Consider the following 22243-nt stretch of genomic DNA (forward strand, 5'->3'; position numbering starts at 1 on the left):
TTTATGTCAATATCAACATTATCTATTAAAAGGCCGGTTCTTGCCATTGTCATGAACCTGCTTATCCTGTTATTCGGATTCATCGGATTCCAGTTCCTGGGTGTCCGTGAATATCCGTCTATTGACCCGCCGATTGTAACGGTAGGAGCCAGTTATCCCGGTGCCAATGCTGATATCATTGAATCTCAGATCACTGAGCCCCTGGAGAAAGCCCTGAACAGCGTGGAAGGTATCCGCTCTGTAAGTTCATCAAGTAACCAGGGTTCAAGCAACATCACCATCGAGTTTGATCTCGGGGTAGATATGGAAAGAGCCGCGAATGATGTAAGAGACAAGGTTTCGCAGGCGGTTTTCCTGTTGCCGAAAGACCTTGATGGCTTGCCGACGGTAAGAAAAGCCGACGCCAACTCTGAGTTTATCATGTCATTGAGTCTTCAAAGTAATTCCAGAACTCTTCTGGAAGTCAGTGACTTTGCCGAAAATGTTATTTCTCCGAGAATGGAGACCGTAGAAGGTGTCAGTGAGGTGAGGATCTGGGGATTCAAGAGGTTCTCTATGAGGATCTGGATGGACCCGGACAAAATGGTATCACAAGGCATCACCACTCAGGACGTAAAAGCGGCCCTGGATCGTGAAAATGTTGAGCTTCCCAGTGGTAAACTTCAGGGAAATTCCACAGAACTAGTGGTTAAAACCATCGGAAGGTTCCAGACTGAGGAAGATTTCAACAACCTCATCATCCGTAACATTAATGAGAATGTTGTTCGTCTGAAAGATATCGGGTACGCAGAAATAGGAGCAGAAAACCAGGAAACCATAGCCCGCTGGAAAGGAAACCCTACAGTAGGGATTGCTATACAACCCCAGCCGGGAGCCAACTACCTGGATATTGCCAAAGAAGTTTATAAAAGAAGAGATGAGATCAAAAAGATCCTTCCCAAGGATTTTACGATGGAAACCATCCTTGACAATACCGTCTTTGTAAAACAATCGGTTACTGAGGTGGGTGAAACCATCCTGATAGCGGTTGTACTGGTAATTATCATCATCTTCCTGTTCTTCAGGGACTGGATTGTGGCCGTCAGACCATTGATTGACATCCCGGTTTCGCTGGTAGGCACCTTCTTTATCATGTATATTTTCGGGTTCTCCATCAACGTCCTGACCCTCCTGGCCATTGTTCTGGCCACCGGTCTTGTGGTGGATGACGGTATTGTGGTCACGGAGAACATCTTCAAGAAGATTGAAGAGGGTATGAATCCCGTGGAAGCGGCTGTGAAGGGCTCAAATGAAATCATATTTGCGGTAATCTCCACCTCCATTACATTGGCGGCGGTATTCCTGCCCGTGATTTTCATGGAAGGTTTCGTAGGTAAGTTATTCAGAGAGTTCGGTATTGTTCTCGCCTCCGCCGTATTGATTTCGGCCTTCGTTTCACTGACCCTGACCCCGATGCTTAATGCCTATCTTAACAGGAAAACGCATAAGAAAAATAAGTTCTATGAGGCCACTGAGCCATTCTTCACCAATATGGAGAGCGGATACATGAACAGCCTTAAGAATTTTCTTACCAAAAAATGGCTGGCATTCCCGGTGATGGTACTGACTTTATCAATGATCTTCTTCTTCGGTAAAGAATTGAAATCAGAACTCGCTCCGCTGGATGACCGTTCGTTCCTGCAGGTCCAGATGACCGGTCCGGAAGGTTCGTCTTATGAATACATGGATAATTTCATTGTCAAATCAGCCAAACTGCTTTCAGATTCCATTCCGGAAATCGACGGTATGATGACGGTTTCTGCACCAGGTTTCGGCGGAACGGGAAGTACCAACACCGGATTTGCGAGGATTTCATTGAAGAAGAAAGACACAAGAGAACGTACTCAACACGAAATTGCGGATAAAATGACTGCCTTGCTGAAAAAGCTCCCTGATGCGAGGGCTTTTGTGAATGAGCAGCAAACGATTGCGGTAAATAAAAGAGGCGGGCTCCCGGTACAATACGTGATACAGGCTCCCGGTTTTGAAAAACTGAGGGAATATCTTCCGAAGTTTATGGAAGAAGTACAGAAAGATCCTACATTCATCATTTCTGATGTTAACCTTAAATTCAGTAAGCCGGAGTTATCTATCAGAATAGACCGTGAAAAAGCAAAGAGTCTAGGCGTTTCGGTATCTGATGTTGCTCAAACCATGCAACTGGCCTTTGCAGGACAGCGATTCAGCTATTTCACCATGAAAGGCAAGCAATACCAGGTAATAGGTCAGTTTGACCGTAAAAACCGTAATGAGCCTTTTGACCTGAAAAGTATGTTTGTAAAAAATAATGTGGGCGACCTTATTCAGCTGGACAATATCGTTTCAGCGGTTGAGAACAGCAGCCCTCCGCAGCTATATCACTATGACAGGTATATGAGTGCCACGGTTTCTGCCGGGCTTGCTCCTGACAAGACGATTGCCGACGGTATAAAAGCCATGGACGCTATCAGGGATAAACTGAATGATGAGGCGATAAAAACCACGCTTACAGGTTCTTCAAGGGACTTTGCAGAAAGTGCATCGAATACCTTGTTCTCATTCGGTCTGGCCCTTGTTCTGGTTTACCTGATCCTTGCTGCCCAGTTTGAAAGTTTTATAGATCCTTTGATCATCATGTTTACAGTTCCCCTGGCCATTGCCGGAGCGGTATTCTCACTTTGGTTATTTGGTCAGACACTGAATATATTCAGCCAGATCGGTATCATCATGTTGATTGGTCTCGTAACGAAAAACGGGATCCTGATTGTGGAATTTGCCAATCAGCTGAGAGAAAAAGGCATGGACAAAGCAGATGCTGCCCTTGAGGCCGCGACGCTTCGTCTGAGACCGATTCTTATGACTACCCTGGCGACGGTACTGGGTGCACTTCCGATTGCCCTGGCATTGGGAGCAGCCGGGGAAAGCCGCCGTGCGATGGGTATTGTAGTAATCGGTGGTTTGTTGGTTTCTCTTCTGCTTACCTTGTATGTCATTCCTGCTTTCTATATCTATTTCAGCAGAAATAAGGATTATGACCAGATGAAGAAAATTGATAAACTGGCTGAAGAACCGGTATAAAAACAGCCGTCGCTGAAAGTAAATTCAGCTATGCCTTTTAAAAATAAACTAAAAAGATTAGGTTTTTGACAATGAATAATTTCATAAGAATTAAAAAGCAGGGTTTTCCAAAAAAACATATATTTCTCTTTATTTCATTTCTGACCATCACTCTTTCAGGACATGCTCAGGGAGTTCTTAAAATTGATGAAGTAATAGACAAAGCACTTGAATCAAATTTCGGGATCAAAATATCTAAAAAGCAAATTGAAGCTGCTGAAAACCGGATTTTCAAATCGAATGCAGGTATGGTGCCTATTATTGATTGGAACACCGGATTTAACTCTACTTTTAACCAGGTAAATCAGAACTTTGTGGATGGCAGGGTCATCAACCGTTTCGGGCAGTCCTATACCCCGAACACCAACCTGGCACTCAGCTGGACCATCTATGACGGCAGAAGAATGTATGTCATTTATGACCGCCTGAAAGCCCAGGGGCAACAAAGTCAGATCCAGAGCAAGGTGGTCATTCAAAATACCCTCAGCAATGTCATGCAGTCTTTTTATGACGTGCAAAGGTTGCAGAGGACGGTTCAGTTTCTGAAAACCATCATTAAATATTACGACGAGCGTCTTTCTATCACAGATGAAAGATGGCAGATAGGTCGTGGTTCAAAGCTGGATTATCTGCAATCCAAAACGGATCTGACGACCCAGACAGCCAACCTCATCAATGCGGAAAGCCAGCTGAAGTCTTCTAAAATTAGGCTTAATTCATTACTGGCCAGGGACGCAGGTACGGAATTCACGGTCAATGAAGAGCTTGAGCTTAATCCTAATTATAACCTGGATGAGTTGCTTCAGAGGGCCAAAACCCAGAACCAGGAGCTTTTACTGATCAATAAATCAGCTGAAATCAACCTGCTGAATGAAAAAGAAGCAGAGTCATTCAGATTACCGAGAATTCTTTTAAACAGCTCTTTCGGTTACTCATTCAACACGAACAACGCCGGTTTGATCACCCTCAACCAGCAGGTAGGTTTGAATACGGGTATTACGATGGCCTGGACGATCTTTGACGGACAAAGGATCAAAAGGAATATTCAGCTGACCAAAATCAATACGGAGATTATTCAGCAGCAAAAAGACGACCTTCTCAATCAGATCTCCGCGGATCTGAATTCTTCTTATAACCAATACCAGACCGACAAATCTCTTTTGTCACTTGAAATGGAAAACAAGGAGCTGGCTGAAGAAAACCTCAAAATATCGCTGGAGAAATTTAAGCTTGGGGCCTCCACTATCCTGGAGTTGAGTGATGCCCAGTCAAGATTTGATACGGCTCTGAACCGCCTGGTCGTAGCCCAGTATAATGTTAAGATATCTGAATTGAACTTATTGAGAATCAGCGGAGAGCTGGTTAAATAAGGATCTCGAATAATTTCATGGCGATGGGCAAAGCGTTTTTGCCGTCGCCATGAATACATACCGTATCGGCTTTGATCTTAATTTCACTGCCGTCTGCACATACTACCTTCTTCTCATCAGCCATCCTTAGTACATGCTTTTCGATTTCAGCCAGGTTTTCCAGCAAGGCATTGGGTTCATTCCTGGGAGTCAGGGAACCGTCATTGCGGTAAGTCCTGTCAGCAAACACTTCAGAAAAGGTTTTGAGACCCGCTTTCTCAGCTTCCGCGATGAGGCAACTTCCAGAAAGACCGTACAAATACAGATCAGAATCAGCACTTTTTACCGCAGCGGCAATGGCTTCCGCCAGCCCCGGTTGCTTAGCAGCCATGTTGTACAAGGCACCGTGTGGCTTTACATGATGCAATTTACCCCTCAGAGCCTTCACGGTGGCCTGCAAAGCCCCGATCTGGTACAGACACAGGTCGTAAACTTCCTGGGCCGTTACATCCATGTTTCTCCGGCCAAAACCCTGTAAATCCTGAAAACCGGGATGAGCTCCGATTTTTACACCTTTCTGAAGGGCCGCCGCCGCCGTCTTCCGCATAATACCCGGATCACCTGCATGGAATCCGCAGGCAATATTTACCGAAGTAACATAATCCATCACAGCGAGATCATTGCCCATTTCCCAGGCTCCGAACGACTCCCCCATGTCACAGTTCAGATCTATTTTCAATGCTTTCATCCGGCCTTGTTTCTTATGAGATTAACAGACGCTTTGAGTTTTTTTATTTCATGTGAACGGATTTCCAGAAGGTTTTCCGCTTCTTCAAATTCAATTTTTTCGAATGTGACGGATTGACCCGGGCCGCATTGTGCCAGAACAGGGAGATCGACCTCCGCCACAAACCCTATCCTGGGATATCCTCCGGTAGTCTGGGCATCAGCCATCAACACAATCATCTGTCCGTCAGGTGGCAGTTGTATCGTTCCGAAAGACACGGCAGAAGACAACAACTGATGAGGATTAACTACTTCCAGTTTTTTACCGGACAAACGGTAACCCATGCGGTCGGAATTAGGTGTGATTTCATAAATACCTTTCTGAAAGTGGTATGTAGAATCCTTATCGAGTAAATCCCATTCATTTCCGGCTACAAATCTTATTTTCTGGACGGGTTTCTTTATCATCTGGAATTCCCTGGAAATACCAAATCCCGACTCAGCTATTGAAAGAGCCGTCTTATTAACCCGGACTTTATCGCCTACTTTCAGGCGGGAATTGCCCGGAGAATAGCCGGCACTTTTGGAACCCAGCCAGGCCGGTATTCTGAAGCCTCCTGCCACACTCAGATATGCCCTTTCTCCTGCATTTTTTCTTGTAAATTTCAGGATATCCCCTGTTTCGGCATGATATATTTTATAATTCAATAATGCCTTGTGGTTAAATTCAGCTCCAAAATCTGCCCCGGTGATGGTGAAGGCACATGCCTCTTCAAAAAGTATTTCAGGCCCGGGAAAATGTATTTCCATAGCCGCCTCAAACGGTGAATTCCCGAGAAGAATGTTACCCGCTTCCAGTGAAAGGCGGTCCATCGCCCCTCCCCGGTTAATACCCTGGGCCAGGTATTTCCTGCGACCGTCGTCCTGAAATGTGCTTAATAAACCCGGCTTAGCTATGATCATGATTTTATATTTTTGTGAATTTTATAATATCTCCTACTCTTAGTAAAACAGGTGTCTTGTTTTCCGGATCAAACAACGGTACTTCAGTTTTGCCGATGATCTGCCAGCCTCCGGGACTTTTCATGGGATAAATACCTGTCTGAGGGCCCGCTATCCCTACACTGCCTGCGTCAACAGCCAGTCTGGGGTTTATCCTCCTCGGTGTGGCAATCCGCCGATCCATGCCCCCGAGATAAGCGAATCCGGGAAGAAATCCCAGCATGTAGACCCGGTATGATCCGGAAGCGTGAATTTTAATGACTTCTTTTACAGACAAACCGTTTGATTCCGCTACGTACTCCAGGTCTTCACCATCATATTTTACCGGGATTTCAATCAAACGGTTTTCATTACTGACCCAGTGATCAGCCAGTTCATCTGATTTTTCCTTCAAAACAGCCGTGAGATATGGCAGAACTGACTTCACCTTCTTTTTTAGTTCAAAAAAATCATAAAAGACAGTCAGCGAAGCATAAGCCGGAACGCATTCTGTAAAACCTGGAAAAGGATCATCAAGAATAGCTTTCTGGAGACTCAAAACCTGGTCATGCACCGTTTCGCTGATGGTTTGTTCAAAACTCACGATCAGGGCTGATTCGCTTATGGGCCATATTTTACAGGAATTCTTCAACTTTGTTTTAAAATTTCAACGGCTTTGTTCACTTCAGAAACAGGCAGCTGGCAGGTATTTTCATAACAAACATAAATCATCGTCGTATCTCCGTTTGAATTCCTTCCTTCCAGCAGCGGGAGTTTTGACCCGGTCCGGGTCCCTGCAAATACCTTATTGTAATCATAGTACTTCAGGTCCAGTTCTTTGCGGAAACGATGAATATCCGGCCCGGACAAAACGATTTCCGGCATCGGCATCGTAAAAGACAGTCCTAAAGCTGCCCAGTTAGACAGCCACTGGGGATCAGCCAAAATCAGGTTTTTAAGTTTAAAAAACATGCTTTCGCTTAATTCCCTGAAGTCACTTCTGCCTGTTAAAACCGAAAGTTTCAAAAATGCATGAGCCATGATGGAGTTGGAGCCCGGAATGACGTTATCAAATAATTCTTTCTTTCTGGCGATGAGTTCTTCACCCTGGATGTCTGTAAAATAAAACAGACCTTCCTCTGCATCAAAAAAGTTGGCCAGGGTATAATCAGCCAGCATCTCTGCTTCTTTCAGCCAGCTTTCGTCAAAAGTAACCTGGTAAAGGTTAACAAAAGCCAGAATGATGGTGCCGTAATCTTCGAGAAAACCGTGAATACCACTTCCATCAGCATTTTTCAACGAATGCATATGCCAGAGCCCCCTGCCCTCTTTTCCATCTTCGTCAAATACCCTGATGAGCAGGTTTTCCCGTATGAATTCCGCATTTTTAAGGATCAGCATTTTTATCAATTCATCACCCGACATTCTGTAGGCGTCAATCAGGCCATTGAGCATCAGTCCATTCCATGAGCACAGAATTTTATTATCCAGTCCCGGCTTGATTCTTTTATCCCTGATTTCAAAAAGCAGGTCATGCACTTTTTCCAGCTTACTCCAATCTCCGGCAGGCAATAGGTTTTCAAGATGCAGGATGTTATTGCCGTGCTCCCAGTTGCCCTCTCCGGTTATCTCATAAGCGGTCGCGAACGTATCGTAATCTTCGCCTAAAACCGTTTTAAGCTCTGAGGCTTTCCAAACATAATATTTACCTTCCTCGCCTTCAGAATCAGCGTCTTGTGCAGAGTAAAACCCACCTTCCGGATTTGTCATTTCTCTTTCCAGCCAGGCGATCGTCTTGCGGATAGCCCATTGGTATAATGAAACACTTTCAGGATAAATGCCCAGTTCCCTGAACAATCCGGCAGCACCTGCATAAACCGTCATCAGCTGACCATTGTCATACAGCATCTTTTCAAAATGAGGCACCTTCCATATTTCATCAGTCGAGTATCTCGTCCAACCACCGCCCAGATGGTCATAAATGCCACCCAAGGCTATCCTGTCCAGGGTCAGTTTAAGATGAGCCAGCAAAGGCTCACTCCCCGTCAGATCGCCCATACCGGTCAGGAAATCCCAGATGGCCGGCATCGGAAACTTCGGCGAACGACGCATACCGCCGTCCTTTGTATCAAAATCTTTTGAAATCGTATTTAACAATATCCTGAGCTCATCCTCCGTGAAACCCGCTTCGGAAGTCGCCGGACTCAGATTAAGACGGTATTTGGCAGATTCTTTCTGCTGAAGATTCGAAGCGAAACCATCGGCTGATTCCTGCAGTTTGTCCCGCTGCTCATTAAAAGCACTCTGTATGCTGTGAAGCAAATTTACCCAGTTGTTTTTAGGAAAATAAGTACCTCCGTAAAAGGGTTTGGCATCAGGCATCAGAAAGACATTCAAAGGCCATCCGCCACGAACACCCATGGCCTGCAGTGAATCCATGTAGATCGCATCCACGTCCGGCCGCTCTTCCCTGTCCACCTTGATGTTGACAAAATGCCGGTTCATTACCTCTGCTACCTGCTGGTTTTCAAACGATTCATGCTCCATGACATGGCACCAGTGACAGGCAGAGTAACCGATACTCACCAATATGACTTTATTCTCAGACCTGGCTTTCTCCAGGGCCTCAGGGCCCCAGGGATACCAATCCACCGGGTTTTCTGCGTGTTGCAACAAATACGGACTCGTTTCTTTCGCTAACCTGTTTTTATGGCTCATTTAACTATTATTCTTTTCGTCAGCTGTTCTTCAGGGGTCATCACGGTCACAATCAGCTGATGATATCCCTTCACCTCTATTTTCTTTGTATTGATACCGGCAAGACCTTCCACCACATGCTCATCAATTAACCTTCCCTGAAGATCATGCACAAAGACCTTGACCTCTTCTGTTTTTTTCAGAGTGAACTCCACAGTAAAATCCTCCACAGCCGGATTCGGATAAAGCGAGAGTTTTCCGATATTGCCGGAAGGCTCAAGACCGGTGACGGCATTCAGGTCATATTGACACAAAAACACCTCATAACCTTTCAGCTGAATCACTTTTGACCAGTTTTTATAGGTAACCAGCACTGTCACCAGTTCATCCTCCGTTTTGGCATAAGGGTTATGGGCTGCTACGAGGATATTACTTCCTTTCACCACACCCCGCCAGATCGGCTTCTTGTTTTCATTGTAATCTCTTGCAGAAGTCTCCTCCACCCTTTCATACGAACCCGTAAACATATCTTTGAAAAGGGAAAGGCGGTAAAGCCCTTTCAGGAAATACTCATAGGTAGAATAGTTCTGATTCTGGCCCGTGAAATCATCCCAGAGCCACAATCCCTTCGCTCCCGCAAAAAACGGAAAGATCGCGGTGGCCTCCGCCATCCAGGGTTTGATGAATTTGCCTTTATATTCCTGGTTAAAACTGTATTTCATCCACACAAAAACAATGTTGTCTTTGGTTGACCAGGCCCGGTTAGCCTCAATCTGGAACAAAAGATAACTCAAATATTCAGAGGCAAAAGGATGCGGATAATCATAATAATAATAAGCTGAAGGTGTCAGAAAATCAAGGGCATTGTAAAACGACCCGCCCACCTGGTTCTGACCGAAATTATAGATCAGGTAATTAATCACGGCAGGATTTTGCTTCCATTGTGCCCAGGTGTATCCCTGTATGTTGGTAAAAGTGTTCCATATGGGCGTATCAGCATAAGAACTTACCTGGGTGGAAGGATTCAGAGGGCCGTTTTTCCCGAAGTTTACGGCAGTAGCGTACAACTCCTGGAGACTCTTTTTATATTGCTCGATAAAGTTTTCGTTGGATAAACTCCTGTAGGCTACCGGCGTCGTTGCCATATTTTTGAGCACCAGTATCGAATCGTTGCTTCGCTGCTGGCGTTCGATATCATACACAAAAAGATCTGTTTCGACCGTCGATTGGTTTCCGGTAATCTGTTTGAAATAGTTAAATTCTGCTGCCCATTTATTGGTATAAATACCCATATCATTTCCCCACGGTCCTTTATAAATTTCCCAGGGCTGGCTGCGGTTGGGGTAGGCAGTCCCCGAATAAATCATGGCCCGTTGTGACTTCTGCACAGAGCTGATATCATGTGGCGTCGCAAGATGAGAAAAGCCCCTTTTCAACACAATGTCAGGATTACTAAACGAAGCCTGACCGCCGTAAATGACCTTAAACGGCAACGAAAATTCCGGAAACTGCTGCCAGTTGACGTGATTGCTGATCGTTGCCGGAGTAAAAGACGGCAGCGGGTTTTGAGGGCAATCCTGTGCAAATCCGTTAAAAAAGCCGGAGATCAGAATAAAAAATGCCCCGAAATGGACATTTTTAACTATTCTTTTATAAAAAAAAACTAATTTTGCAGACATTAACTGTATTACTATTCGTTGTATTACAAATTTAACTCATTAAAGATGAAAAAAGTATTTTTATTTATATTAACGGCTGTTGTGGTTTTTGCCTGCGGTAAAAACAATGACCCCGAGGCTCAAAAAACGACCGTCGAATTAATCACTCAAAATGGCTGGACACTGGAAAAAATGACCGATAAAGACGGCAAAGTGTTAACTAATTCAGCCGCCGACCTTCTTTTCAACATGACGTTTGAATTCCGCAGCAACGGAGAAGCAAGAGCGTATGAAAAAGCCAATAAACTGATCGTTGACCGTGGCACCTGGGCTTTGGCAGACAACGAAACAGCCGTTGACGTGGATATCAAAAGCCTGAAGACACCTATCAAATTCAAGATCCTGGCTATCACCAACAGCAAGCTGACACTTCAGGCTCCTACAGGAAATTTCCTTACCGGAGTAGGCGAAGCTCTGAACCTTGAATTTTCAGTTACCAAATAAAATCAAGGGTAACAGCATTTCAGATCATTACATTTGCATTTTTTATAAATAATAAAGTTTAAGTTTCCATTTCTTAAACTTTATTATTTTTTTTATATAATCCATTGAAAACAAGTGATAAAAATCAGAAAAACTCTGATTTTTATTTCATTTCACACTAAATCAACTTCATCTTTAATATTTAAAAATAATGTAGCGACAGTGGTTATAAGATTATTTTGCTATATTTAAGAACCATTTGCTAACGCCAAACTATGAGCCTAAACACCGATCACATCCGACTGATATTTGGATTGAAACTGAAACAGATCAGACAAGAGCGAAATCTCTCGCTCAGCGATCTCTCTCAGAAGTCAGGCTTGTCTATGTCGTACATTAATGAAATTGAGAAAGGCAAGAAATATCCCAAGACCGACAAAATTTCGGCACTGGCCGAAGCCCTGGGGATTGAATATGATACACTCGTCTCGCTCAAACTGAGCAAAAAACTGGAACCCATCTCACAACTGCTCAACTCTAATTTCCTGACCGAAATACCCTTTGACTTCTTTGGAATAGATCCTGCCAACCTCCTCGAAATGCTTTCTGATGCTCCAACCAAACTCAGTGCTTTTATCAATACCGTGATCAAGATCGGGAGAAGCTACAGCATGAGCGTTGAACAGTTTTATTTTGCCGTTCTGAGGTCGTACCAGGAGATGCACGATAATAATTTTCCGGAACTGGAAGAGCAGGCTGCCAATTTCCTGACGCAGTTTAAACTAAGTGAAGACCAACAGATAGATGAATTCCTTCTGGGCAATCTGCTTTCTGACCGTTACGGTATTTCTATCAATTATTTTGACGAAGAAGACCATCCGACCATTGCCAACATCAGGTCGGTATATATTCCGAAAACCAAGACCCTGATGATCAACAAACGGATATCATCCGATCAGCGGGCGTTTACCTTAGGCCGTGAACTTGGTTTTTTGTACATGAACCTCAAAGAAAGACCCATGACCTCTTCATGGATTGAGGTAAATTCTTTTGAAGAAGTCTTTAATAATTTCAAAGCTTCTTATTTTGCCGGAGCCATCCTGATCCGCCGGGAAAAGCTGGTATCCAGACTCAGGAGTTTCTTCGAACTCGAGAAATTCTCTGCTAAAGCCTTCCAGGAAATGATCTCGGGCTTTCAGGCCACTCCTGAAACCCTTTTACACCGGATAAGCAATGTACTTCCTGACTTTTTTGGAATAGACAATGTTTTCTTTCTGCGTTTTGAGGCCCCGGTAGGTTCTAAAACCTATTCACTGACCAAAGAAATGCATTTATCAAAACAGCATGATCCGCAGGAATCAAAAAATGAAAACTATTGCAGAAGGTGGATATCCCTGAAAATCCTGGATGATTTATCAGCGGTGCAGTGGAATAAAAAGTATACCCAGCCCCTGATCGATGTCCAGATTTCTGATTACATCGACGCTAAAAATAAATATTTTGTCATTTCTGTCGCCCGGCCGCTGAATATCCTCGAGCAAACCAACGTGAGTGTTACCCTGGGCTTCCAGATTGATCAGAAATTAAGGGACACGGTAAAATTCCTGAATGACCCGGCCATTGTCTCACTGCAGGTTAATCAGACCTGTGAAAAATGCGGCTTGTTTGACTGCAAGGAAAGAGTGGCCGCCCCCACGATCCTTCAAAAGAGAAGACACCGCCACGAGATGATCAAAGCGATCAATAACCTCAAATAAAAAAGCCGGAGCTTTTCAGCCCCGGCCTGTTCATATCTTACAAGCTTCAGCGTATTTTAAACACCTTCTGCCACGACTTCTTTCACTTCCGGCACCATGGTAGTCAGCAAACGCTCGATACCGTCTTTCAGTGTCACCGTAGCTGACGGGCAACCACTGCATGAACCCTGCAGATAAACCTTTACAAGACCCGTGTTCTCATCATAAGAAGAGAAGTTGATCGCTCCACCGTCTGACTCCACAGCAGGGCGTACATACTGATCAAGCGTTGCTTTGATTTTAGCCACAACCTGTGAATCATTGGCATCAATGATAAGGGTATTTTTCTCGATGGTCTTATTGGCAAAAACAGGGTAGTTTTCGTCAAAATATATCTTGATAAACTTCTTAAAATCAAACAGGACATCTTCCCACACCGTTTCCTGGTCTTTGGTGATCGTCACAAAATTGGAGGCGATAAAAACCCTTTGCACAAACGGAAACTGGAAACAATCAGCCGCCAGCGGAGAAGCTTTATCTTCAGCCAGGGCAGATGGCATATCGGGATAGTCAAAAGAAAGCCCGTCGGGCACCAGCTCAAAATTAAGCACGAATTTCATTGAATTCGGATTCGGGCTCAATTCGGTATAAATCATTGTATTACGCTTCAACATAGTTCTCTTATTTATTTTTTACAACAGATATACACTTGAATTAGTTTACCAGATCATGAAAATGACCTGCATAAAAAAAGAGGCCACCTGCAAGGGAGCCTCTCTCTTTTGAAGAAGTATAATACTTATGCTTCAGCAACAACTTCAGTTGGAAGTACGTGAACGAAAGATTTTCCGTCACGGCCTTTGTTGAAAGTTACGATACCGTTAGCAAGAGCGAAAAGAGTATGATCTCTTCCCAACCCTACGTTACGACCCGGGTTGTGTTTTGTTCCACGCTGACGAACAATAATGTTACCAGCGATAGCACTCTGACCACCATATAATTTAACGCCAAGACGTTTACTTTCTGATTCACGACCGTTTTTTGAACTACCAACACCTTTCTTATGTGCCATAATTTCTAAAAATTTAATTTTTTAATAAATAGTCCCGAAGGATTTGAATTTCTTATTAAGCTACGATATCATTGATTACCAGCTTGGTCAATGCCTGACGGTGACCATTTGATTTCTGATAGCTCTTACGACGCTTTTTCTTAAAAACGATTACTTTCTCGCCTTTTAAGTGTTCTAAAATTGTAGCTTTTACGGATGCACCGGCTACAGTTGGAGCTCCTATTGAAATGGCTCCTTCATTATCAACAAGGAGTACCTTGTCGAATGCAAGCTCAGCGTTCGCTTCACCTACCAAACGGTTGGTGTAAATATAGCGACCCTTTTCTACTTTAAATTGCTGACCTGCGATCTCTACGATTGCGTACATGTTAATGAACTTTATTGTTTAATAAAAATTTGGATTGCAAAAGTAAATCTTTTTTTTCATTTATCAAAGATTCCTGAGAAATTTCGGAGTTAAACAGCTAAATATCACAGAGATATTCAAAATTCAGCTTATACAGGCTGTTTTACAGCCTTTTACCGCTCTGTAAAAGCCCTTTTTAAACAGAGAATTTACCAGATCATAATGACGCATTGTACTTATATCTGCCTTCTTTTCCGGCGATGGTCCCCTCAACAATGAGGTACTGGGCCAGTCCGTAGGTAGTCATGATCCAGAAACTCGAGTAAGGCAGCTCTCTGATAAACTTCCCGTAGGCGATAAGTGAGTCTGAAACAATGAACGAAACCGCCCCGCTGAGCACCAGGTAGTAGCTTCTGACTTCTGCCTTACGATTAGCTGCCCAGATTCCCATCAGTGCGATAACCAGGCTGTAAAGCCCTACAGGAATGAGAAGCCCTTCCGGTAATTTATTGAAAAGGATCAGGAAAAAAGTAACCGAATAAATCAGGAAAGGCAAGGCCCTGAGAAAGTTAAACCGGTTGTTTTTCGTAAACAGGAGGATATAAAAAACGTGCCCGAGCAGAAAAGACCCCAAGCCGAAAACAAAGAACTTCTCCTGTCTGAACATCAGGAAAACATCGCCTGATAGGGAGAAAAGTAATGCCAGAAGTATAAAATAATCAAACTTTTTGAGTCCTCCCCGGGGAACGGACCGCAGATAGCCAAACATCAGTACCGGCATCAGCAAAGGCTTCGTCAGATACATCAGTTGCGTATCTCCTGAAGAATCAGCGATGATTTCCACACCCAGGATAAAGAAATAAATGGCTGTTAATACCTTACTCATTTTTATTCAGTTTTTCACCCATCAGGGTAGCAAGTAAAATTGCGTCGTTCATCGGCCTGAAATCAACGTGGTCAAGGATATCCGTCGGACGGTGAATGTTGGGCATCCTGCCGCCGGCATCCAGGGCCGCCAGCGTGACCGACGGAATACCGGCCCTGTGAAACCACACAGAATCGAAATCAGCCGTATGCCAGGCCCCGGTTTTAACATGCTCAAGCCCGGTTTTCCCAGCCGTGATTTCTTCTGCAATTTCGACAAGTTTATTGGTATAAACAATATCTCCCCAGCTTCCTGTTTTGTTGATGATCTTGAGATTCCCGGCTCCCAGGGTATCGAAATTGATCAGAAAAGTGTTTTTATCAAATTCTTTGTAATGCTTTTTCAGATAGGCTTTTGAACCGATCATTCCCACTTCTTCAGCCCCGGTCAGGACCAGTTCCACATTCAGGTTTTTAAGCGGTTTGTCCCAGAGATTCCTGGCGGTCTGAATGGCCGCCGCCACACCGGTGGCATTGTCTGAAGCTCCGTTGGAATATCCGAACCTGAAAAAATCAACCGTAGCCACAACAGCCTGAATCCCAAAATACAAAGCCAGGGCCCAAAGGGCAAACATGGTGATCTTATTGGGCATAAAATAGTGAAAAACGGCTGTAAACTCAGCCATCACCATCAGGATGAGGGTTATTTTTAAAGAACTGCGAAAATTGCCCACCATTTTAGGGGTATAAAGGATCGAAATCGGGGCAGTGTCCCAATGGGCCATCAGCAACAGTTTTTTCTTCCCAGGCCTGCTTTCTTTCTTTACCACCAGGTTGTATGAGTCCTTCAACGGCGGGAAGTTAGTGACTGGAGACGCATACCAGTTAAAATAAAGCAAGGCCATCGTCGCAAAAATAATGACCAGGAAAAGTCCCGCCACCGGAACAGCATGCAGGAGCAATAAACCGGCAACCAGCCCGGAAATAAGCCAGAGAACAATGACAATGTAATTTTTCGGAGTCCTGAAACGCTCGCGTTCGACCTGCTGATTTTCGAACAAGCCCGACAGAAAATCGAGGGTTTTGGTTTCATTTCCGGAAGCTACCGCCCTGTGGGGAAACATCGACAACTGTTCAACTATCTTTTCCGGCTCCATTTTTCCAGACGTTTAGGTTTAAGAGAAAAAATACTGATGAACTTCTTTCCAGCTTAATACCCGCTGATAACCCTTCAGGGTCTGGTTATGCATGGCATCAAAAAGCAAAGGTTTTCCTTCAAAACTCACCAGGTTTTTTTCGTGATCATCGATCATGACGTCACCTTTGATAATGCTTTTATCACCGCAAAGGCATATATTTTTCCAGGAAATAAAAGGAAAGTGTTCTCCAAGCCAATCATACTTTTCTATCAGGGAATTGGGAAATTCCATCGCGGCAGAAACAATAAAGACCTCGTGTTTCTCATGCAGTTCTTTCACTACCTCCACTGCATCCTCAATCACTTCAAGATTCCGGAAAAAACCCGGCTCAAAAAGTTTTTGTCTGACAGGTTCATAATTATACTGATGCACAAAGTCGTAGTAAGATTTATCAGCAAAAAATTCTTTTTTCAGATCCATCCCGTTGGCAAGATTGAAATTCTCGAGGATCTTTTTATTGGCATCTGCCAATACATCATCCATATCGATGATAATGCGTTGTTTGTCCATTTTAAGGTTTTATAAATGATAGATTTAAAGCATTTTACTCCACCTTTCTTTCAGGGTGTTCATCATATGCAGGTTAATGTCCCATTGGCTGGCTACGGGCTGCTGGGTATAAGGCAATGTCGGCAAATAACCGGCAGGTCCGAATTCGCAGGTAATGCTCAGTTGTTTTGTTCCGGCTGCCAGGTGGTTTTTCACAATTTTGTCCCACCAGCTGATGTGCACCTCCACAGCCCCTTTCCATTCCGGGGCTCTCGGATCATTGACCTGCGGGCCTTCAGGGTGCCCTACCCGCGTATGAATATGGCGGGTATGACGAATGGCCGCTTCCATCGTTTCAGGCTGGTCCTGCAGCAGGGATTCAGAGACATTGACCCAGTGAGAAAAATCAGCAGTGATTTTAAGCTGGGGAAAAGATTTAAAGAAATCGACCGCAGAGGGGGCAGAATACAAAACCCGCGAACGATGCGTTTCATGCAGGATCTCAACGCCCGACTTCTTTTCTATGCCCTCAGCAATCCTGATCAGCTCAGAATTCTGAGCAAAACTGAAATGATCTTTACCGGTATGGGAATTGACTTTAAGTGGCTTGTAAGAAACACATTTCTCAAGAAGTTTCTGGTGATTTTCTTTGTATTCAGTAAAGGAATTTCCGCCGGTAATCGACATCAGAACGAGGGCCAGGTCAAGGTCTTTGCAGGCTTTAACCGCTTCCTCCCATTTTTCATCCCAGGGTCTTATTTCCATTCCGTCATATCCGGCTGCTTTTACTTTTTTGGCGGCTTCATGATAAGAAAGATGCTCCAGCCCCCAGTAAGGGCATAAAAATACAAGTTTCATAGTTCGTTTTTTTAAGGCTGATCAAATATCGGTTATTTTTTGGATTTAATGTATTTCAGGGATGATACCCTTTGATGATTTTTTTGGTACTGATCCGCTCGTCCTGGTTGACAATCACGAAATAATTTCCCTCCGGAAGACCTGATAAATCAAAATCATGCAGGGCATCAAAATGGATAGCTTCCTGGATGATTTTCCCGGCAAGATTCTGAAGCTGGAAATGAGTCTCAATACCTTTGGGAACCTTCACGTAAATCTTCTCGTCTTCTTCGTTCAGATATATGATTACATCTTCTCTTTTCATCAGATTGGTTTAAAAATGGCAATTTAAGAAATTCATTACGTCAAGTATGGAAAAGATCCCGGAAAATATTCAGTTCCACTGTATGTATTTTTTCAGGTGTTCATAAACCAGGTGAACGGGCAAACCCATCACGGTATAAAATGATCCTTCAATTTTCGGAATGCCGATCATCCCGATAAAATCCTGTACTCCGTAGCTTCCCGCTTTGTCAAACGGATGACATGTGTCCAGGTAATAGGCAATTTCCTCGTCAGACAAATCCTTAAAACTCACAAAAGCAGTATCTGAAAAAGTGTCATACTCCTCTCCTGTTTTGATGCAAACGCCTGTCACCACCTGGTGTGTCTTATTGCTCAGGGACTTCAGCATACTGACGGCTTCTTCTCTTGAAGCCGGTTTATTCAGAATCCTCCCGTCTACAATCACCACAGTATCAGCACACAAAATAATGGCCTCATCCATTTCTCCTTCAAAACAGGCGGCTTTTAACGAAGCCAGGTAAACAGGTACCTCATGAGCAGGAAGGTCCTCAGGAAATACTTCGTCTGTCGGGCGGACCATCACCGTAAATTCAAAACCGGCACTTGCCATTATTTCCTTTCTTCTGGGCGAGTTGGAACCCACAACAAGCGGACGGGATAAAATCATTTTATAGTTAATTGATAATGTTGAACTTAATATTAACGTTATAAGTTAATATATACATAAGTATTTAATGTTATTACAAGCATTTACGCTTCCGATTGTAAAATTATGGGATTAGCAAACGAAATAAAACAAACAAGACCTTTTTCGAGTAAAAAAGAAGAGGTGATGGTCAATATCATGTTTACTAACAACTGGATTGGCCTCAATCATAACCAGGTGTTTAAAAATTACGATATCACCAGCCAGCAGTACAATGTATTGAGAATATTGAATGGTCAGTATCCTAACCCGATTACGATCAATGAGATCATAGAACGCATGCTGGACAAAATGTCCAATGCTTCGAGGCTGGTGGATAAGCTTCTTTTAAAAGGATTGGTCACCCGTGATCAGCGGTCAACCAACCGGAGGGCCTGCGATGTCATCATTACGGATGAAGGCATAGAACTTTTAAAAATCATCAAAGAGGACCTGATGAAACTTGAACGACTGATGGTAGGCATCACAGATGAAGAAGCGGAGCAGCTGAGTCATTTACTGGACAAACTGAGAAATAATAAATAGAACTATTTGTATATATTATTAAACTATTTCAATTTATCTTTCTGATCAAATTAGGTCCTTTTAAAAATCACTACGGCATAAGTCATTAATAACTATATTTGAAATAAATTAAAACAAGTAATGTCAATGCTTAAAAGTTATAAGTGGCTTTTTATCGTATTTGCTGTGTTTTTTGTAGCCTGTAAAGACACTAAAAACGACCCCGATCCTCAACCGTCCTACCTTACCAATTCCGTATTAGTCAACACCATCAGTCAGGCAGATCTGAAAACCCAGATAGTAGCCAGTTTTGGCCCTGAAGCCAGTGCAGCCAGTTTTCTGATCCGCTCTGGTATCAAACAATACAAGATTTCGTATAAAACCAAGACCATCACAGGTGAGTCCATCACAGCATCGGGTGCTGTAATGGTTCCGACAGATCTTTCGACAGAGAAACTTGCCCTGAGTTGTGTGCAGCATGGTACGCTGTTTAACGAAAAAGACGCTCCTTCTTATTTTAACCCTGCCACCGAGTCAACCCTCGGGTCAGTCCTCGCCTCCACAGGATTTATCGTGGGTCTGCCGGATTATATAGGATATGGAGATTCAAAAGACGTCCCCCACCCTTACGAACACAATAAAGGTTCTTCTGAATCCAACGTGGACTTTATCAGGGCGGTAAAAGAATTCATTGCCAAAGAAAAGCTTAACTGGAACAACAACCTGATGATTGGCGGATATTCCCAGGGAGGATATGTCACGCTGGCGATGCAAAAGCTGATTGAAGAAAAATACGCTTCCGAATTCAACCTGAAAGCGTCAAGCTGCGGAGCCGGTGCATATAATAAGACCAAAACCATCGAATCTTTCCTGAAAAATAAAACCAGCGGAGAGGCCAGCAATAACCGTTCTTATATCTGGGTTCTTCAAACTTATGACCGTATTTACGGCCTCAACAGGAACCTCAATACCTATTTCATCGAACCATACCTGAGCCAGATACAAAAAGACGGACACATGGCCTTGATCAGCAAAAGTTTTGATGAAATACTGCAGCCTTCGTTTGTGACCGGCATCCTTAACGGCACCGACACTAAGTTCATTGACGCGGTAAAAGACAATGACATTTACGACTGGGCTCCTAAGGTACCGACCAATCTTTATCATGGAGACAAGGACACTTATGTTCCTTTTCTGAATTCACAGACGGCTTATGACGCCATGGTAAAAAAAGGATCGACAAGTGTTAAGCTTATCCCTATTTCCGGAGGAACACACAGTTCTTCAGTTTTTGACTTCTTCATGGGCACCTATTTCTTATTTTCAGCTAATAAAAACTTATAAAACGGATCTTAAAAAATGAGTAACTTAAAAAAAGGTTTTGTACATACCGTATTCTTCTGGTTAAAAGAAAAAGACAACGCAGAGCACGCGAAAGCCCTTCATGAAGGCTTATTGAAACTTGCTCTTACCGACGTCATCGAAACTTCCTATATCGGTCAGCCGGCTGCTACCAACAGGGCAGTGATTGACTCGACTTATGACTTCAGTCTTACATTTATTTTCAAGACCAAAGAAGACCAGGACATCTACCAGACACATCCGGACCACATCGTTTTCATCGAAAGCTGCTCGGCACTTTGGGAGAAAGTAGTAGTCTATGATGCTGAAAGTTAATATTATTATTTTTTGAATTATCCGTCACTTAAATGAGAAAGTTCTCCGTATTTCTGTTCTTTATTTCTGGTTTTGTTTCTGCTCAGAATATTTCATTCGATGCAAAAGGAATTCTGTTTTTATCCGATGCAGATCTGCCGGCTTTCTCATTTGACAACGGAACACTCTACCGCGAAAAAGGGGCTTCTGATAAATTCGGGGGTATCTTGTTCCCCCTGAAGTACTCCTCCCCCTCTCCCATCAGCGAAGAGGTGATTTCAAACTCATCGCTCAATAATTATAAATCAATAGCCACCAGCCGCGACAACAGGATAGCGTATGTTCTGGAATCTAAAGGAGCACTGGAGCCCGGCTCAGAGCAACCCCGGAAGAATTTACCCGACGGGCATTACATCAGTGTTATTGACATCAGTAATTTACAAAAACTAAAGCCGGAATACCGGTTTCCTGTGGGCGTCAATCCCAAAGCCATTGAACTCGATAAAAAGAATGAATACCTGGCCATCTGCACCGAGGAATATGACAAGGAGATACAGGTTTTTGAGCTGAATGAATTTGGCAAGCCCATCAGAATCATAGGCAAACCCAACCTGCTGCCTGCCGGGAAAATTACAGACATCTGCTGGCACCCTGGCGGAGACTTCCTGGCCTATATCAACCAGGAAACCCGTGAAATCGGACTGATCAAAGTCCTGAGAGACGGCCCGACCCAGAAAATTATCCGCCTGGAGCAATACGGCACACCCCTTAAAATCACGGGACTTCCGACACATGGCAAATTTACCCCGGATGGCAAATACTTCCTGGTTTTAGACAAAAAGAAAGAAGCCGACAATACCTCGGTCTCTGAAAAAGGAGAAATCTTTGTCATAAAATTCAACCTCGAAGATGCCTCTTCACACTTCCTGCTGTCTAAAGCTGAGGTGGAAGAAAACCCTTCCAATTTCATTATCCATCCCCAGGGCAACTGGGTGGTGGTCAGCAACCACAGGAAATCATTTGAAGATCCGGAAAAATCATCTCTGACGGCCCAGTCTTCATTGTCCATCCTGAGCTTTTCTGTTAATGGTACCATTCAAAACACCGGCAATGTTAACATCGAAGGTATCCTCCCTTTCAGTCTTGCCTTTGACAAAAGCGGACAGAACATAGCCCTGGGCATCTTCCAGTACCTGAGTTTCGGGAATACTTTTGGCGGAATAGAGTTTTACAAATTCAGTCCTGACAGAACCCCGAAATTAGAAAAACAAAAGGCTAAAATAATCACTTCCAAAGGTATCAATGCGATCAAAGTCATAGAAGATTACTGAGCCTGATGTTGTTTTAACACAACAGATAACACCTGCCCTTTTGAAAATTATTTACTGACTTTCCCAAATCCGGCCAGTTTAGCCCCGTATTTACCCTAGAAAATTGCCTTTCCGGCAATTTTCCGGATATTTTTTGAACAACGATATCATTTTTTATCTTACATTTAC

Annotated in this window: 22 protein-coding genes; 8 read left to right on the top strand and 14 right to left on the bottom strand. The window is 43.6% G+C overall.

What is annotated here, in order from left to right:
• Positions 1–3: 3 nt before the first annotated feature.
• Together GVN16_RS22450 and GVN16_RS22455 are read left to right on the top strand one after the other, a co-directional pair.
• Positions 4–3096 (top strand): efflux RND transporter permease subunit, encoded by a 3093-nt coding sequence (locus GVN16_RS22450; protein ID WP_166566195.1) that lies wholly within the window; start codon positions 4–6, stop codon positions 3094–3096.
• A gap of 71 nt (positions 3097–3167) precedes the next feature.
• The gene (locus GVN16_RS22455; protein WP_166566196.1) at positions 3168–4505 is read left to right on the top strand and encodes a TolC family protein; all 1338 of its coding nucleotides are present in this window, start codon (positions 3168–3170) and stop codon (positions 4503–4505) included.
• Here GVN16_RS22455 and GVN16_RS22460 read toward each other — a convergent pair.
• Genes GVN16_RS22460 through GVN16_RS22480 form a run of 5 tightly spaced genes read right to left on the bottom strand, consistent with a single transcriptional unit; the run spans position 4498 to position 10567 of the window.
• The gene (locus GVN16_RS22460) at positions 4498–5232 is read right to left on the bottom strand and encodes a LamB/YcsF family protein (protein ID WP_166566197.1); all 735 of its coding nucleotides are present in this window, start codon (positions 5230–5232) and stop codon (positions 4498–4500) included. The genes GVN16_RS22455 and GVN16_RS22460 overlap by 8 nt on opposite strands.
• Positions 5229–6173, bottom strand: a complete 945-nt coding sequence (locus tag GVN16_RS22465) for a biotin-dependent carboxyltransferase family protein (RefSeq protein WP_166566198.1) — start codon at positions 6171–6173, stop codon at positions 5229–5231. The genes GVN16_RS22460 and GVN16_RS22465 overlap by 4 nt, the downstream gene beginning before the upstream one ends.
• A gap of 4 nt (positions 6174–6177) precedes the next feature.
• Positions 6178–6843 carry a 5-oxoprolinase subunit PxpB gene (pxpB, locus tag GVN16_RS22470; RefSeq protein ID WP_166566199.1) on the bottom strand — a complete coding sequence of 222 codons (666 nt, stop codon included), beginning with the start codon at positions 6841–6843 and terminating at the stop codon, positions 6178–6180.
• Entirely contained in the window at positions 6840–8909 is a 2070-nt protein-coding gene (locus GVN16_RS22475) for a thioredoxin domain-containing protein (protein ID WP_166566200.1), read from the bottom strand. Before GVN16_RS22475 ends, pxpB begins: the two co-directional genes overlap by 4 nt.
• Positions 8906–10567 (bottom strand): T9SS type A sorting domain-containing protein, encoded by a 1662-nt coding sequence (locus GVN16_RS22480; protein ID WP_166566201.1) that lies wholly within the window; start codon positions 10565–10567, stop codon positions 8906–8908. The genes GVN16_RS22475 and GVN16_RS22480 overlap by 4 nt, the downstream gene beginning before the upstream one ends.
• A gap of 45 nt (positions 10568–10612) precedes the next feature.
• On the opposite strand from GVN16_RS22480, the gene GVN16_RS22485 reads away from it, so the two are divergent.
• Both GVN16_RS22485 and GVN16_RS22490 read left to right on the top strand, forming a co-directional pair.
• The gene (locus tag GVN16_RS22485; protein ID WP_166566202.1) at positions 10613–11050 is read left to right on the top strand and encodes a hypothetical protein; all 438 of its coding nucleotides are present in this window, start codon (positions 10613–10615) and stop codon (positions 11048–11050) included.
• A gap of 254 nt (positions 11051–11304) precedes the next feature.
• Entirely contained in the window at positions 11305–12786 is a 1482-nt protein-coding gene (locus GVN16_RS22490; protein ID WP_166566203.1) for a helix-turn-helix domain-containing protein, read from the top strand.
• Between the two features lie 56 nt (positions 12787–12842).
• Here GVN16_RS22490 and GVN16_RS22495 read toward each other — a convergent pair whose 3' ends face one another.
• The 9 genes from GVN16_RS22495 to GVN16_RS22535 form a co-directional block, all read right to left on the bottom strand.
• Complete coding sequence (locus GVN16_RS22495; RefSeq protein ID WP_166566204.1) at positions 12843–13439, bottom strand: NifU family protein; 597 nt, start codon at positions 13437–13439, stop codon at positions 12843–12845.
• Between the two features lie 125 nt (positions 13440–13564).
• Positions 13565–13837 (bottom strand): 50S ribosomal protein L27, encoded by a 273-nt coding sequence (gene rpmA / locus GVN16_RS22500; protein ID WP_166566205.1) that lies wholly within the window; start codon positions 13835–13837, stop codon positions 13565–13567.
• Positions 13838–13892: 55 nt separating this feature from the next.
• Positions 13893–14204 (bottom strand): 50S ribosomal protein L21, encoded by a 312-nt coding sequence (rplU, locus tag GVN16_RS22505; RefSeq protein ID WP_166566206.1) that lies wholly within the window; start codon positions 14202–14204, stop codon positions 13893–13895.
• A 196-nt stretch (positions 14205–14400) separates the two neighbouring features.
• Positions 14401–15069, bottom strand: a complete 669-nt coding sequence (locus tag GVN16_RS22510; protein ID WP_166566207.1) for a lysoplasmalogenase — start codon at positions 15067–15069, stop codon at positions 14401–14403.
• Entirely contained in the window at positions 15062–16204 is a 1143-nt protein-coding gene (locus GVN16_RS22515; protein ID WP_166566208.1) for a M28 family metallopeptidase, read from the bottom strand. The genes GVN16_RS22510 and GVN16_RS22515 overlap by 8 nt, the downstream gene beginning before the upstream one ends.
• Positions 16205–16222: 18 nt before the next feature.
• Positions 16223–16756, bottom strand: coding sequence for a 5' nucleotidase, NT5C type (locus tag GVN16_RS22520; RefSeq protein ID WP_166566209.1), 534 nt, complete (start codon positions 16754–16756; stop codon positions 16223–16225).
• 24 nt (positions 16757–16780) lie between these two features.
• Positions 16781–17593: a sugar phosphate isomerase/epimerase gene (locus tag GVN16_RS22525; RefSeq protein WP_166566210.1), complete on the bottom strand. Its 813-nt coding sequence runs from the start codon at positions 17591–17593 to the stop codon at positions 16781–16783.
• Between the two features lie 55 nt (positions 17594–17648).
• On the bottom strand, positions 17649–17897 hold the full coding sequence (locus tag GVN16_RS22530; protein WP_166566211.1) for a T9SS type A sorting domain-containing protein: 249 nt from the start codon (positions 17895–17897) through the stop codon (positions 17649–17651).
• Positions 17898–17966: 69 nt separating this feature from the next.
• Positions 17967–18545 (bottom strand): Maf family nucleotide pyrophosphatase, encoded by a 579-nt coding sequence (locus tag GVN16_RS22535; RefSeq protein WP_166566212.1) that lies wholly within the window; start codon positions 18543–18545, stop codon positions 17967–17969.
• A 105-nt stretch (positions 18546–18650) separates the two neighbouring features.
• On the opposite strand from GVN16_RS22535, the gene GVN16_RS22540 reads away from it, so the two are divergent.
• From GVN16_RS22540 to GVN16_RS22555, 4 genes are all read left to right on the top strand, one after another.
• On the top strand, positions 18651–19109 hold the full coding sequence (locus tag GVN16_RS22540) for a MarR family winged helix-turn-helix transcriptional regulator (RefSeq protein WP_166566213.1): 459 nt from the start codon (positions 18651–18653) through the stop codon (positions 19107–19109).
• 126 nt (positions 19110–19235) lie between these two features.
• Positions 19236–20432, top strand: a complete 1197-nt coding sequence (locus GVN16_RS22545; RefSeq protein WP_166566214.1) for a S9 family peptidase — start codon at positions 19236–19238, stop codon at positions 20430–20432.
• 15 nt (positions 20433–20447) lie between these two features.
• A complete protein-coding gene (locus tag GVN16_RS22550) occupies positions 20448–20765 on the top strand; it encodes a Dabb family protein (RefSeq protein ID WP_166566215.1) in 318 nt (105 codons plus the stop codon).
• Between the two features lie 32 nt (positions 20766–20797).
• On the top strand, positions 20798–22075 hold the full coding sequence (locus GVN16_RS22555; RefSeq protein ID WP_166566216.1) for a beta-propeller fold lactonase family protein: 1278 nt from the start codon (positions 20798–20800) through the stop codon (positions 22073–22075).
• Positions 22076–22243: the final 168 nt, after the last annotated feature.

The sequence above is a fragment of the Emticicia sp. CRIBPO genome (genome assembly GCF_009905725.1).
Classification (GTDB): domain Bacteria; phylum Bacteroidota; class Bacteroidia; order Cytophagales; family Spirosomataceae; genus Leadbetterella.